The organism is Actinacidiphila sp. bgisy167 (genome assembly GCF_965342175.1).
Taxonomy (GTDB): Bacteria; Actinomycetota; Actinomycetes; order Streptomycetales; family Streptomycetaceae; genus Actinacidiphila.
In genome coordinates, this window is sequence record NZ_CBDRBL010000008.1 from 75,994 (window position 1) to 90,261 (window position 14,268).

12 protein-coding genes are annotated in these 14,268 nt (G+C 74.3%); 2 read left to right on the forward strand and 10 right to left on the reverse strand.

Annotated elements, in window-relative coordinates:
- Window positions 1-282: 282 nt before the first annotated feature.
- Together ACRWND_RS05185 and ACRWND_RS05190 are read right to left on the reverse strand one after the other, a co-directional pair.
- The gene (locus tag ACRWND_RS05185) at window positions 283-1,524 is read right to left on the reverse strand and encodes an NAD(P)/FAD-dependent oxidoreductase (protein ID WP_431946368.1); all 1,242 of its coding nucleotides are present in this window, start codon (window positions 1,522-1,524) and stop codon (window positions 283-285) included.
- 154 nt (window positions 1,525-1,678) lie between these two features.
- Complete coding sequence (locus ACRWND_RS05190) at window positions 1,679-2,581, reverse strand: TIGR01777 family oxidoreductase (protein ID WP_431946370.1); 903 nt, start codon at window positions 2,579-2,581, stop codon at window positions 1,679-1,681.
- A 50-nt stretch (window positions 2,582-2,631) separates the two neighbouring features.
- On the opposite strand from ACRWND_RS05190, the gene ACRWND_RS05195 reads away from it, so the two are divergent.
- Window positions 2,632-3,117, forward strand: coding sequence for an N-acetyltransferase family protein (locus ACRWND_RS05195; RefSeq protein WP_431946372.1), 486 nt, complete (start codon window positions 2,632-2,634; stop codon window positions 3,115-3,117).
- Between the two features lie 72 nt (window positions 3,118-3,189).
- On the opposite strand, the gene ACRWND_RS05200 is transcribed toward ACRWND_RS05195, so the two are convergent.
- The 6 genes from ACRWND_RS05200 to ACRWND_RS05225 form a co-directional block, all read right to left on the reverse strand.
- Entirely contained in the window at window positions 3,190-3,705 is a 516-nt protein-coding gene (locus ACRWND_RS05200) for a DUF4240 domain-containing protein (RefSeq protein ID WP_431946374.1), read from the reverse strand.
- Window positions 3,706-3,766: 61 nt separating this feature from the next.
- A complete protein-coding gene (locus ACRWND_RS05205) occupies window positions 3,767-4,732 on the reverse strand; it encodes a helix-turn-helix transcriptional regulator (protein ID WP_431946376.1) in 966 nt (321 codons plus the stop codon).
- 136 nt (window positions 4,733-4,868) lie between these two features.
- Entirely contained in the window at window positions 4,869-6,602 is a 1,734-nt protein-coding gene (sucB, locus tag ACRWND_RS05210; protein WP_431946378.1) for a 2-oxoglutarate dehydrogenase, E2 component, dihydrolipoamide succinyltransferase, read from the reverse strand.
- A gap of 51 nt (window positions 6,603-6,653) precedes the next feature.
- Entirely contained in the window at window positions 6,654-8,042 is a 1,389-nt protein-coding gene (gene lpdA / locus ACRWND_RS05215; protein ID WP_431946380.1) for a dihydrolipoyl dehydrogenase, read from the reverse strand.
- Between the two features lie 301 nt (window positions 8,043-8,343).
- A complete protein-coding gene (locus ACRWND_RS05220; protein ID WP_431946382.1) occupies window positions 8,344-9,855 on the reverse strand; it encodes a leucyl aminopeptidase in 1,512 nt (503 codons plus the stop codon).
- 286 nt (window positions 9,856-10,141) lie between these two features.
- A complete protein-coding gene (locus tag ACRWND_RS05225) occupies window positions 10,142-11,005 on the reverse strand; it encodes an adenosylcobinamide-GDP ribazoletransferase (protein ID WP_431946384.1) in 864 nt (287 codons plus the stop codon).
- A 69-nt stretch (window positions 11,006-11,074) separates the two neighbouring features.
- On the opposite strand from ACRWND_RS05225, the gene ACRWND_RS05230 reads away from it, so the two are divergent.
- Complete coding sequence (locus ACRWND_RS05230; RefSeq protein ID WP_431946386.1) at window positions 11,075-11,812, forward strand: hypothetical protein; 738 nt, start codon at window positions 11,075-11,077, stop codon at window positions 11,810-11,812.
- Window positions 11,813-11,857: 45 nt separating this feature from the next.
- On the opposite strand, the gene cobT is transcribed toward ACRWND_RS05230, so the two are convergent.
- Together cobT and ACRWND_RS05240 are read right to left on the reverse strand one after the other, a co-directional pair.
- On the reverse strand, window positions 11,858-12,901 hold the full coding sequence (cobT, locus tag ACRWND_RS05235; protein ID WP_431946388.1) for a nicotinate-nucleotide--dimethylbenzimidazole phosphoribosyltransferase: 1,044 nt from the start codon (window positions 12,899-12,901) through the stop codon (window positions 11,858-11,860).
- A gap of 159 nt (window positions 12,902-13,060) precedes the next feature.
- Window positions 13,061-14,263 carry a bifunctional adenosylcobinamide kinase/adenosylcobinamide-phosphate guanylyltransferase gene (locus ACRWND_RS05240; RefSeq protein WP_431946390.1) on the reverse strand — a complete coding sequence of 401 codons (1,203 nt, stop codon included), beginning with the start codon at window positions 14,261-14,263 and terminating at the stop codon, window positions 13,061-13,063.
- Window positions 14,264-14,268 lie beyond the last annotated feature (5 nt).

The following is a 14,268-nucleotide window of genomic DNA, read 5'->3' on the forward strand; positions in this document are numbered from 1 at the left end:
GCGGTTGGGACAGCTCTCCCCCGGTGTGTGCGGACGGGTGCGTGGCGGGGGTTCAGGCTCCGGAGCGGGTGCCTTCCGGTGCCGGAACCCTTGCCGCCCACCAACCCGCGTGTCGGAGCCGACCCCCAGCAGGCACCCTCCCCGTCCGCTGCCCGCCGCTCTGCGCCCGTAGGGCGCGAGACGCAGGGAGAGCCGAAGCGCCCGGGAGGGTCGAAGCACCCAGCAGATCCGACACCACTGAGACCGGCGGAGGCCCTGCGTCCCCTACGCCCCCTGCGTCCTCTACGCCGCCAGCGGCTGCGCGCCGGGGCTCTGGCGCAGCCCCGCGTCGCGCAGGAGGCGCCGGGCGGCGCGGCGGCCGGAGAGGAGGGCGCCCTGGACGGTGCTGGTGTCGCGGTGGTCGCCGCAGACGTAGAGGCCCTGCATGATCCGCACCGGCCGGCGCAGGTCGTGCGGTGCGGTCATCGCGGGCAGCGCTTGCGCGTCGTGGTGGACGGCGAGCAGCTCCCACCCGGCCGTGGACGTGCCGTACAGCTCCGCGAGGTGGGCTCGGACGGCGATGTCGTCCGGCGCGGGGGTGGCGGCACGGCCCAGCAGCACCGACGTGACCAGGGCGCGGCCCACGGGAGCGCGGGTCGGGTCGACCAGGCTGGCCGGGAACGTGTGCGAGACGGGGCCGCGCCGGTCCCCGTCGAGTACGAGCGTGGGCTGCTTCAGCGGCGCCGACGGCGCGGCGTGGTGCAGGACGGTGACGCCGTGGAAGGCGGGCAGGCGCAGCCCGGGCAGCAGTCCGGCCGCCGCACCGGCCCCGGTGGCGACGACCACGGCGCGGCAGGGGATCTCGTCGCCGCCCTCGGTGCGGACGCCGTTCGTGGCCGCGGCGACGGCCCGCACCCCGGTGCGGACCGTGCCGGCCGGCAGCGCGGCCGCGAGTGCCTGCGGCACCGTCGCCGCGCCGCCGGCCGGCAGGCATGTGCGGCCGAGGGCGAAGCCGCGCAGGACCAGGTCGGCGACCCGGCTGGACGTCGTGAGGTCGGGGTCGCAGAGCAGTGCGGACAGCAGCGGCCGCAGGTACCCGTCCACCGTGCGGGGTGCGAAGCCGCGCGAGGCCAGGGCGGCGGCGGCCGTGGACTCCGGGCGCTCCATCAGGCGCTCCGCGGGCGCGTCGGCAAGGCGGTTGAGGGCCGTCCGCAACCGGGCCTTGTCCAGGGGCGAGCCGATCGGCGCGCGGGCCGCCGCGAGCGCGGCGCGCGGATCGCCGACGCGGTAGCCGCGTCCGGCGGACCGCACCAGGACCCCGGGCGCCAGCGGCCGCAGCTGCAGCCCCCGTAGTTCCGGGATGCGGCCAAGCTCCGGATAGGAGCTGTTGAGCAGCTGCGGCCCGCGGTCCAGGAGGAAGCCGTCGACCTTCTCGGTGGCCATCCGGCCACCGACCCGGTCCTCGGCCTCGAGCACGGTGACGGTGAGTCCCGCATCGCTGAGGTGACGTGCCGCGGAGAGACCGGCGAGGCCGGCCCCTATCACGCACACGTCCGTTCGTGAACCCGTAGAGCGTGCTGTAGAGAGCACGATGCCCCTCCCCGAGGTCGGCACGTTTCCCCGCTCGCGTCAGCTGGCGCTGGAACCGTCATGCCCACTACCGCGCCAAGTGATGCCGGAAAACGGCGGCGGGTGGCATTCAGTGCCTTTCTTCGGCCAGCGCGGCGCGGATCGCCTCGTCGATCCCGGGGTGGGCCCAGCGGAACCCGGAGTCCAGCAGCACGCGCGGCACCGCACGGGTGCTGCCGAGGATCTCGGTGGCGAACTCCCCGACCACCGCCCGCAACACGGGTCCGGGAACCGCGAAGACCGTGGGCCGGCGCAGCACCCGTCCCATCGCGCGGGTCACTTCGGCGTTGGTCAGCGCCTCGGGCGCGCACATGTTGACCGGCCCGGAGACGGAGTCGGTGTCGACGATGTGCCGCAGCGCCGCGATCTGGTCGTGCAGCGAGATGAAGCTCCAGTACTGGCGTCCGTCACCGAGCCGGCCGCCCAGACCCGCCTGGAAGAGCGGGAAGAGCCGGCCCCACGCGCCGCCCCTGCCGGAGACGACCAGGCCGGTACGGGCGAAGGCGGTGCGCACACCGGCGTCACGGGCCGGCTCGGCCGCGGCCTCCCAGTCGCGGCACACGGATGCGAGGAAGCCGGTGCCGAGCGGGGCGCCCTCGTCGACCCGGCGGTCACCGGTGTCGCCGTACGCGGTGATGCCGGAGCCGCTCACCAGCAACCGCGGCGGGGTGTCCAGGGAGGCGAGGGCCCGCGCGAGGGTGGCGGTGCCCCGCACGCGGCTGTCACGGATGGTCCGCCTGTACGCGTCCGTCCAGCGGTGGTCGCCGACTCCGGCGCCCGCGAGGTGGACGACGGCCTCCACGCCCTCGAGCGCCGCGATGTCGACGGTGCCGCCCTGCGGGTCCCAGCGCACCTCGCCCGGCCCCGACGGCTCCCGCCTGACGAGGCGTAGGACCTCGTGCCGGTCGGAGCGCAGGGAGCGGACCAGGGTGGAGCCGATGAGGCCGGACGAGCCGGTGATGGCGATGCGCATGGTGCCATCGTCGCGCGGAACGGCCCTGCAGGTGTGGGAGGGTGATGCTCATGTCCGAGATACGTGTGCGCCCGGCCCTGCTCTCCGACGACCCCGAGCTCGCCCGGCTGGACCGGGTGACCTGGTCGACCCTGCATGCGGTGCGGCCGCCGCTGGGGGAGAACGAGGACTTCTTCAGCGAGCACTCGGGGCCGGACACTTTCCTGCTGGCGGAGATCGACGGCCGGCTCGCGGGCTTCATCAAGATGGTGCCGCCCACGCCGCTGGCCTCCAACGCCCATGTGCGCCAGATCCGGGGCCTGGCGGTCGACACCTGGGCGCGGGGCCGCGGGGTGGGGCTGGAACTCGTCCTGGCCGCCGTGGCGTGGGCCCGTCGGCAGGGCGCGCTGCGCGTCACGCTGCGGGTGCTGGGCCACAACACCCCGGCCCGGCGGCTGTACGAGGCGGCCGGCTTCACTGTGGAGGGCGTCCTGCCGGGGGAGTTCTTCCTGGACGGTGCCTATGTGGACGACGTGTGCATGGGGCGCCTCGTCTGACGGCCACCGGTCCGCATACGCGGCGGCGCGGGGCGCCCGGAGTCCGGCGCCGGGCACGCGTCGCGGGCCGGCTCAGCCGAAGCGTTCCCAGAGCCGGGGGAACCGTTCCGCCACCGCGGCCTGGTTCTCGAAGTCGATGTAATCGCCCTCCGGCTCGGCGGGCTGCGGCGGCAGCTCCAGGTCCGGCATCCGGACCCCGGTGAGCTGCTCGTACGCCTCGTCCGCCGCGTAGCCGAGGTCCTCGGCGTCGCCGTCGACCTCCGGATCGAAGGAGCCGGCCAGCTCCGCGAGATGGTCCGGGTCGTGCAGGGCCCCCTCGAAGACGTGCCGGCCCTGGCCGATGAGCCAGCACCGGAAGAAGTCGAACGCGTCGTCGCCGGCGCTCCCCAGCATCAGGTCGGCGGCGCCCCACACGTCCCAGCGGTAGGCCCGGTTGAAGCGGCTCTCGAAGTGCCGCGCGAAGTCGACGACGGACTCCGGGTCGAGCCGGGTCAGCCGTTCCACCAGCAGGTCGGCGTGTTCCTCCGGGTCGCCCCCCGCTGCCTGACGCGTGCTGTCCACGATCTCCCAGAACTCCGTCTCGTCCATCACCGCTCCAGCATGGCTGGCCGCGGCCCTCCCGCGCACGCGGGACACGGCTGTGCGGCCCTCAGGCGTAGCGGGCGGCCATGGCGCGGGCGGCGGCGGCCAGGCGCTCGCGCAGGGCGTCCGGGGCGAGCACCTCGGCGTCGGGGCCGAGGGAGAGGAGTTGTTCGCAGGCGACGTCCTGGCTCTCGACGGGGAGTGTGAGGGTCACCCGCCCCCGCGGGTCCGGCGGCGCGGCCGCGGCGAGGGCCTCGCGCGCGGCGGCGCGGTCGGTTACGTACGGCAGGCGGCGGGCGCCGCGGGGCGTGAGGCGCACGACGACCTCCTCGCGCAGCATGGAGCGGGCGAATGCGGCGGCGCGGGCCTCCCAGAACGCGGGCAGGTCGAAGCCCTGGTCTCTGACGAAACGATCCTCCGTGGGCTCCGCCGCGGTGAACCGGTCCGCCCGGTAGACCCTGAGGTCCGCGCCGCAGCGCGCCACCGCGTACCAGACGCCGCCCTTGAGCACGAGGCCGTACGGGTCCAGCTCGCGCTCCACCTCCTCCTCCCCGCGCCGGTACCGGGCCCGCAGCCGCCGGTCTCCCCACACGGCCGCGGCGAGCGCGGGCAGCAGCGGTGGCGTCTGCGGTTCCTGCCACCAGCCGGGCGCGTCCAGGTGGAAGCGCTGGGCCGCCGAGTGCGGCGCGTCGCGCAGCTCGGGCATCAGGGCGGCCGAGACCTTCAGCCGGGCCGAGGAGCCCGCGTCGTGCAGCCCCATGGCTCGCAGGGCGGCGGGCACCCCCGAGAGGAAGAGCGCCTCCGCCTCCGCGCGGGCCAGCCCGGTCAGCCGGGTGCGGTAGCCGTCGACCAGGCGGTAGCCGCCGGCGCGCCCGCGCTCGGCGTAGACCGGCACCCCGGCTTCGGACAGGGCCAGCACGTCCCGGCCGACCGTGCGCTCGGACACCTCCAGGGCCGCGGCGAGCTCGGCCGCCGTCATCGACTCGCGGGACTGGAGCAGGAGGACGAGGTGGATGAGCCGGGCCGCACGCATCCTCCGAGGCTATGCGGTCGCCCCGGGGCCATGGTGCCGGGCCGTCCGGGAAGGGCGGGTCCACAAAGGCCGAGGCCCCAGCCCGGGAAGGGCTGGGGCCTCGGCCGTCGTACGGTCCCGCGAGGACTCCGGTCGGTTACAGACCGAGGTCGCCCTCGAACTCGCCAACCTCGAGACGGGCCTTGACGTCGTTCAGGTAGCGGGCGGCGTCCGCGCCGTCGACCAGCTGGTGGTCGTACGACAGGGTCAGGTACGCCACGTCGCGGATCGCGATGGTCTCACCCAGGTCCGGGTGGTTGACGACCATCGGGCGGCGCACGGTGGCGCCGATGCCGAGCTCGGCGACCTGCGGGTAGTTCACGATGATCGTGTCGAACAGCGCACCGCGCGAACCGGTGTTGCTGATCGTGAACGTGCCGCCGGACAGGTCGTCCGGGCTGATCTTCTTGTTGCGGACCTTGCCGGCCAGCTCCGCGGTCTTCTTGGCGATGCCGGCCAGGCTCAGGTCGCCGGCGCCCTTGATGACCGGGACCATCAGGCCCTGCTCGGAGTCCACCGCGATGCCCACGTTCTCGACATCGTGGTAGGTGACGGTGCCGTCGTCGTTGATCTTGGCGTTGATGACCGGGTGGGCCTTCAGCGCCTCGGCGGCGGCCTTGACGAAGAACGGCATCGGCGAGAGCTTGACGCCTTCGCGGGCCAGGAAGGACTCCTTGGCCCGGGCCCGCAGCTTCATGATCTTGGTGACGTCCACCTCGACCACGGTCGACAGCTGCGCCTGGCTGTGCAGGGCCTTCATCATGTTCTCGGCGATGACCTTGCGGATGCGGGTCATCTTCACCGTCTGCCCGCGCAGCGCGGCGGCCGCGGCCGGAACCGCGACGCCCGCGGACGGGGCCGGGGCGGCCGGCGCGACGGCGGCCTTGGCGGCCTCGGCGGCGGCCAGGACGTCCTGCTTGCGGATGCGGCCACCGACACCGGTGCCCTTGACCGCGGCGAGGTCCACGCCGTTCTCGGCGGCGAGCTTGCGCACCAGCGGGGTCACGTACGCGCCCTCGTCGGTGGGCGCCGTGGCCGCGGGAGCGGCCGGGGCAGGCGCGACGGGAGCCGGGGCCGGGGGAGCGGCCGGAGCAGCCGGCGCGGCGGCGACCGGAGCGGGCGCGGGAGCCGGGGCAGCGGCCGGGGCGGGGGCCGGAGCCGGTGCGGCCGGGGCAGGGGCAGGGGCGGCGGGAGCCGGGGCGGCCGCGGGCGCGGCACCGGCGGCGCCGATGACGGCGAGCTTGGCGCCGACCTCGGCGGTCTCGTCCTCACCGACGAGGATCTCCAGCAGGGTGCCGGCGACCGGCGACGGGATCTCGGTGTCGACCTTGTCCGTGGAGACCTCGAGCAGCGGCTCGTCGGCCTCGACGCTCTCGCCGACCGACTTCAGCCAGCGGGTGACGGTGCCCTCGGTCACCGACTCGCCCAGGGCCGGCAGCAGCACCGGGGTGCCCTCGGCACCACCGGCAGGAGCCGCGGCCGGGGCGGCAGCGGGGGCGGGGGCCTCGGCGACGGGCGCCGGAGCCTCCTGCACCGGAGCCGGCGCGGGGGCCGCGGCGGCGGCCGGGGCGGGGGCGGCAGCGGGGGCGCCCGTGCCGTCGTCGATGACGGCCAGCTCTGCGCCGACCTCCACCGTCTCGTCCTCGGCCACCTTGATGGAGGAGAGGATGCCGGAGGCGGGCGCCGGGATCTCGGTGTCGACCTTGTCGGTCGACACCTCGAGCAGCGGCTCGTCGGCCTCGACGCGTTCACCCTCGGCCTTGAGCCAGCGGGTGACGGTGCCCTCGGACACGCTCTCGCCGAGCGCCGGCAGGGTTACGGAAACCGCCATGGTTTCGGTTGCTCCTAACGATCTGTGCGGATGGTTGCGCGTGTCCGTGGGTCAGTCGTGCGAGTGCAGCGGCTTGCCGGCCAGCGCGAGGTGGGCCTCGCCGAGGGCCTCGCTCTGCGTCGGGTGCGCGTGGATGAGCTGGGCGACCTCCGCGGGCAGGGCCTCCCAGTTGTAGACCAGCTGGGCCTCGCCGACCTGCTCGCCCATGCGGTCACCGACCATGTGGACGCCGACCACCGCACCGTCGCGAACCTGGACGAGCTTGATCTCGCCCGCGGTCTTGAGGATCTTGCTCTTGCCGTTGCCGGCCAGGTTGTACTTCAGGGTGACGACCTTGTCGGCGCCGTACAGTTCCTTGGCCTTGGCCTCGGAGATGCCCACGGAGGCGACCTCCGGGTGGCAGTACGTGACGCGCGGCACGCCGTCGTAGTCGATCGGCACCGTCTTCAGGCCGGCCAGCCGCTCCGCGACGAGGATGCCCTCGGCGAAGCCGACGTGGGCCAGCTGCAGGGTCGGGACGAGGTCGCCGACGGCGGAGATGGTGGGCACGTTGGTGCGCATGTACTCGTCGACGAGGACGTAGCCGCGGTCCATGGCGACCCCGGCCTCCTCGTAGCCCAGGCCCTGGGAGACCGGGCCGCGGCCGACGGCCACGAGCAGGACCTCGGCCTCGAACTCCTTGCCGTCGGCCAGGGTGACCTTGACGCCGTCGGCGGTGTACTCGGCCTTGGAGAAGAAGGTGCCGAGGTTGAACTTGATGCCCCGCTTGCGGAAGGCGCGCTCGAGCAGCTTGGAGCTGTTCTCGTCCTCGGCCGGCACGAGGTGCGGCAGGCCCTCGACGATGGTGACGTCGGCCCCGAAGGACTTCCACGCCGAGGCGAACTCGACGCCGATGACGCCGCCGCCGAGGATGATCGCCGACCTCGGCACGCGGTCCAGGACCAGCGCGTGGTCGGAGGAGATGATGCGGTCGCCGTCGATGGCCAGGCCCGGCAGCGACTTCGGCACGGAGCCCGTCGCCAGCAGCACATGGCGGCCGGTGTAGCGCTGGCCGTTGACATCCACGGAGGTGGGGGAGGAGAGCCGGCCCTCACCGGTCACATAGGTGACCTTGCGGGAGGCCACGAGGCCCTGCAGGCCCTTGTACAGGCCCGAGATGACGTCGTCCTTGTACTTGTGGACCCCGGCGATGTCGATGCCCTCGAAAGAGGCCTTGACGCCGAACTGCTCGGCCTCGCGGGCCTGGTCCGCGATCTCACCGGCGTGCAGCAGAGCCTTCGTGGGGATGCAGCCGCGGTGCAGGCAGGTGCCGCCGAGCTTGTCCTTCTCGATCAGGGCGACGTCCAGACCGAGCTGCGCCGCACGCAGCGCCGCGGCGTAGCCGCCGCTGCCGCCACCGAGGATCACTAGGTCGAAAACGGTGCTGGCGTCGTTCGCCACGTCACGTCCTCCATGCATGGATACGCCGGAGCCGGTCCGTCGTGACCGGGCGGCGGCTTTTGTTCGGCCGCTTCTTATACGGGGCCCTGTCGTGCCGAGACAACATCTTCGCACCTGTTCGGGGCGGACGAGGCACCGGGCCGGTCTCTGGGGCGCGCGGAACGCGCCCGGCCGGGGCTACTCGCCCGTATCCCCAACGGAATACGGAGCGGTCCCACTCTTTGCTCGCTCTTGGCGAACGCGTACGGCCCCGGATGCCATACCCGGGGCCGTACGGAATGTGCCGAGGCTTACACCGCCGTCACAGGAGCTCGCCCGCGCCCGCCTTCTCGGCCACGCGCACCAGGGTGCGGATGGCGGAGCCGGTGCCGCCCTTGGGGGTGTAGCCGAAGGGGCCCGACTCGTTGAAGGCGGGGCCCGCGATGTCCAGGTGGGCCCAGGTGATGCCCTCGCCGACGAACTCCTTGAGGAACAGGCCGGCCGCCAGGCCGCCGCCCATGCGCTCGCCCATGTTCGAGATGTCCGCGGTGGCGGAGTCCAGCGGCTTGCGCAGGTGCGTCGGCAGCGGCATCGGCCAGGACTGCTCGCCGACCTCGGTCGCGATCTCGTGCAGGGAGGTGCGGAAGGCGTCGTCGTTGGCCATGACGCCGAAGATGCGGTGGCCCAGGGCCAGCACCATGGCGCCGGTCAGGGTCGCCACGTCGATGATCGCGTCGGGCTTCTCCTCCGAGGCGCGGGTGATCGCGTCGGCCATCACCAGACGGCCCTCGGCGTCGGTGTTGAGCACCTCGACGGTCTTGCCGCCGTACATCCGCAGCACGTCGCCGGGACGGGCGGCGCTGCCCGAGGGCATGTTCTCGGCGAGCGCCAGCCAGCCGGTGACGTTGACGGGAAGACCCAGGCGCGCGGCGGCGACCACGGTGGACAGCACGGCCGCGGCGCCGCTCATGTCGCACTTCATCGTCTCGTTGTGGCCGGCCGGCTTCAGGGAGATGCCGCCCGAGTCGTAGGTGATGCCCTTGCCGACCAGCGCCAGGTGCTTGGCGTTCCGGCCCTTGGCGCCCGTGTAGGCGATCTTCACCAGGCGGGGCGGGTTCGCCGAGCCCTGGCCGACGCCCATGATGCCGCCGTAGCCGCCCTTGACCAGCGCCTTCTCGTCCAGGACCTCGATCTTGAGGCCGTGCTCCTTGGCGGCCTCCTGCGCGACGGCGGCGAAGGACTTCGGGTGGAGGTCGTTCGGCGGCATGTTGATCAGGTCGCGGGCGCGGTTGACCTCGGCCGCGATGACGGTGGCCCGCTCGACGGCGGCCTTGTGCGCCTTGTCCCGCGGCTTCGCGCCGACCAGCGCGACCTCGGCGACCGGCGCCTTGCCGTTGGACGACTGGTACGCGGTGTACGCGTACGCGCCGAGCAGGGCGCCCTCGGCGAGCGCCTGCACGGCGTCCGCGTCCTGCACCGGAAGGGCGTAGGCGGCCTTCTTCGACCCGGCCAGCGCGCGGGCGGCGGCGCCGGCGGCCTTGCGCAGCGCCTCGGTGTCGTAGGCGGCGCCGTCGGCGGGGCCCTCGCCGAGTCCGACGGCCAGCACGACCGAGGACTTCAGGCCGTTCGGAGCGGGGAGCTTGGTCACCTCACCCTCAGCGCCGGAGGCACCCAGCGTCTCGAGCGTCGCGGCGAGCCGGCCGGAGAAGGCCTTGTCCACCGCCTCCGCCCCGGCGGCGACCTCGGGGCCCTTGGCTCCCTTGGTCACACCGACGACGACGGCGTCAGCGCGCAGCGCTGCCGCGGAGGAGGTGCTGAGAGTCAGTGCAGTCACGGTGATGCGGATCCTGTTCCTTCGGGGTCCAATACTTGACGCCGGACTCCGTCCGGCTCCCCATGGTGTCCCGCTGCCGGGCGTCTTTCGCGGCGACGGGACGGGGGTACAGCATCGACCTTACGCTCACTGCTGTCACTTGCGCCCACGGCCTGCGCCGATGGCGGCGAAGGCTGGGGTTTTCCCTTGGCGGCGCGCCCGCGCGGCCTCCCCCACCGGACGCCGCCGCCCGGTGCTGCGGCGGGAGTTGGGGTACGCCGGCGCCGCGCAGGGTCGCCGCCGGCTCTCAGCCCACGGTCAGCACCAGCAGCGCGGTCGTCGCCGCGGTCTCGCACAACGCGCCGAAGACGTCACCGGTGACGCCGCCCAGGCGCCGGCGGCACCGCCGCAGGAGCACTTCCGCGGACGCCAGCGCCAGCACCGCCGCCGCCGAGCAGCGCACCGCGTCCGGCAGGCCGAAGGCGGCCCCGCAGGCGGCGCAGAGGGCCACTGTCAGCGCTGCGACCGCCCAGGCGGCACGGGCGGGCACGGCGCCGGCCACGGCCGCGCCGAGGCCGCCCGGCCGGGCCGGGGGCACAGCGCTGCGGCAGGCCAGCGTCATCGCGGCGCGGGCGGTGAACCCGGCCAAGGCGGCGGCCACCGCGCCCCTGGTCCAGGAGTGGCCGTACAGCTCGGCGAGCGCCGCGACCTGGGCCAGCAGGACGAGGACGAGGGTGAGCACGCCGAAGGGCCCGATGTCGGACTGCTTCATGACGCGCAGCGCGTCCTCGGCGGGCTTGCCGCTGCCCAGGCCGTCGGCGGTGTCGGCGAGCCCGTCCAGGTGCAGTCCGCGGGTCAGGGCGGCCGGAACGGCGGCGCTCGCGACCGCGGCGAGCAGCGGCCCCGCACCCAGGAGCAGCAGCAGGCCGCCGGCCGCCGCCGCGCACGCTCCGACGACCAGTCCGGCCAGCGGCGCCCAGAGCATCCCGGCACGGGCCGCCGGGCGGTCCCAGCGGCCCACCCGGACCCGCAGCACCGTCAGCGTGCCGAAGGCGAAGCGCAGTCCGTCTGCCGCCGTCACCGCCGTTGTCGCGGCGGGAGCGGGCAGGGGCGGGGAGCCGGGGACCGGGTCGGGTCCGAGAGCAGGGCCGGAGCCGGGGTCGGCGGTCATGGTCCGCAGGGTAACCGCCGAGCCGGAACCGTATAGTGCCGCGTACGGGGCGAATACGGAGCAATCGGCATGAGTGACTGGTGGTACCGCAACATCATCGAGCCGGGAAAGCTGCCGCTGCTCCTCGCCCTGGGCGCGTTCGTGCTGACCTTCCTGGTCACCCGGGTGATCACGCGTCTCATCCGGGCCGGCAGGGGCCCCTTCCGCAACCTCTCCTCCGGCGGCACCCACATCCACCACGTGGTGCCCGGGATCATCCTCATGACGATCGGTGGCTTCGGGGGCGTGGCCAGCGCCTCACGGGGATTCGGCGCCTACCTCTCGGCGGTCCTGTTCGGCGCCGGAGCGGGCCTCGTGCTCGACGAGTTCGCGCTCGTGCTCTACCTCGACGACGTGTACTGGAGTGATCGCGGCCGCAAGAGCGTCGAGGCCGTCGTCGTCACTTTCTCCGTCGTCCTGATGATGCTCTGCGGCCTGGTCCCCTTCGGCGTCGACGCGATCACCCCGGACGAGCAGCAGAACCGCGTCTCGGTGATCCTCACGATCGCCGTCAACTTCCTGTTCGTCCTCGTCGCCCTCGTCAAGGGCAAGCTGCGTTCGGCTGTTCTCGGTGTCTTCGTGCCGTTCGTCGCCTTGTACGCCGCTCTGCGGTTGGCGCGTCCCGATTCGTTGTGGGCCGAGCGGGTCTATGCGCGCAGGCCGCGGACGGCTCGGCGGGCCGAGGCGCGTGCGGCGCGACATGACGCGCGGTGGGCGGTGCCGTTGCGGCGCGTGCAGGACTGGATCGGTGGTTTCCGTGAGCATTGAGCGGGAGCCGGGCGCGGCGCGCCGCCCGGCCCGGCGGGCGGCGCGTCAGTGACGTTCGGGGAGCTCCGCCGACAGGGCGGCCGCCGCCTTCAGCAGGGGAAGCGCCAGCAGCGCCCCGGTGCCCTCACCCACCGTCACCTTCTGATCCAGCAGCGGCTCGATGGAGAGCCGGTCCAGCGCTTTGGTCTGCGCCGGCTCACCGCTGGCCTGCCCGGCCAGCCACCAGTCCGGAGCCCGGAAGGCGATCCGCTGCGCGACCAGCGCGCACGCCGCCGACACCACGCCGTCCAGCACCACCGGAAGCTTCCGCACCGAGGCCTGCAGCAGGAAACCGGTGATCGCCGCCATGTCGGCGCCGCCGACCGCCGCCAGCAGCTCCAACTGGTCGCCCAGCACGGGCCTGGCCCGGCGCAACGCGTCACGGATCGCCGCGCACTTGCGCATCCAGGCGATGTCGTCGATGCCCGAACCGCGGCCGGTCACCACCGAGGCGTCCGTGCCGCACAGCGCCGCGATCAGCACCCCGGCCACCGTGGTGCCGCCGACGCTGAGATCACCGAGAAGCACCAGATCCGTGCCGGAGTCCGCCTCCTCGTCCGCGACGGCCATGCCGGCCCGGAACGCCGCCTCGGCCTCCTCGGCCGTCAGCGCGTCCTCCAGGTCGATCCGGCCGGAGCCGCGCCGCACCCGGTGCGCCGTCACGTCGGCGGGCAGCTCGTCGGCCTGGACGTCCACGCCCATGTCCACCACCCGGACCACGGCACCGTGCTGACGGGCGAGCACATTGACCGGTGAGGCCCCGTCCAGGACCCGCCGCACCAACTCCACAGCGGTGCCCTCCGCGCGGGCCGACACCTTCAGCGCCGCCACCCCGTGATCCGCGGCGAAGAGCACCACCTTGGGGCGCTCGATGGGGCGTACGGTCGCCGTGCCCTGGGCCGCCGCCAGCCAGTCGGCCAGCTCCGCCAGCCCGCCCAGCGCGCTCGCCGGGCGAACCAGCCGCTGCCAACGGTCGTGTGCGTCGCGGCGCACACCGGCGTCCGGGCGCTCCACCAGGGTCGCGAAGTCATCGAGGTTCAGACCGCTCACGGGGTCGAACACTACCGGGGCACGGCACTCGCGGCCGCCCCAGAACGCCGTCCCGCCCCACGGGCCGTCGGCCACGGGGCGGTACGCGGGCGGTGGGCGGCCGGGGGCGCCCGCAGGCCGGGCGCTCGGGCGGGAGGGCGGGGGCACCGCCGGCCGAGGTCAGCCGCGCAGCGCCAGCACCTGTCCCGCGACCACCAGCACCACGTGCTCGGACTCCTCGGCCAGCGCGACGTTCAGCCGCCCCAGCTCGTCCCGGAACCTGCGCCCGCTGGCCGTGGCCGGCACGACCCCGGAGCCGACCTCGTTGCTGACCGCCACGACCGTGCGGCGGGTCGCCCGCCAGGCCGCCGCCAGCTCCGTGACGCGGCGGCGCAGTTCTCGCTCGGCGCCCTGCGCCCACCGTTCGTCGTCCCACGCGCCCAGTTCGTCCATGGTGTGCGTCAGCCACAGCGACAGGCAGTCGATCAGCAGCGCCCGCCCGTCCCCCTCGGCCAGCAGCGGCACCAGGTCGCAGGTCTCCACCGTCTGCCAGGACGGCGGACGCCGCTCCTGGTGCAGCGCCACCCGCTCCGCCCACTCGGCGTCACCGCCCCGGGTCCCGCCGGTGGCCGCGTACACCACACCGGGGAAGCCCATGAGCCGCCGCTCGGCCTCCACCGACTTTCCCGAACGCGCTCCGCCCAGCACCAGGGTGCGCCGCGGCACGTCGGGCACCTCGTGGAGGTCGCCCACCGTCAGTGTCGTGCCGTCCGGCACCGCCCGTACGCCGAGCGGGGCCAGGCGCCGCCGCAGTTGCGGGCCGGGGTGGACACGGTGGTCGAGGTGGAGGGCGACGACGTCGGTGGTGTGCCCGACCGCCCCGGCCGCGCGCAGCCGCGCCAGCGCCTCCGGCCGGCCCACGGCGTCCAGCAGCACCAGGTCATACGGCTCCATGGCCTCGGGCAGCCCTGCGGGCGCGCACTGCGGCGGCAGGTACAGCAGGCGCTCGCCGTCCGGGCCCGTCACCTCGTACCCGGAGCCGGGCGCGTCGAGCGGCACCGACCGCACCCGGTGCCCGGTCAGCAGGGTGATCTCCTGCCCCGGCGCGAGCCGGCCCGGCGCGGGCAGACCCGCCGGGATCTCCACGGCAGGCCCGTCGTGCGGGTGCGACAGCAGCACCTGGCGGACCGCGGCGAGGGAGTGGCCGGAGCGCGCCGCCGTGAACGCGAGACCCGGCGTCAGGTCGAGCAGCAGGACCCCGTCCACCAGCAGCGAGGTCGCAGCCCGTGCGTGGGCGCCCACCGCCGTCGCGCACGCGGCGCACGGGCAGCCGGGGAGGGGCAGGCCGTCGGGGCCCCCGGTGCCGAGCAGAGTCAGTTCCACGTGCA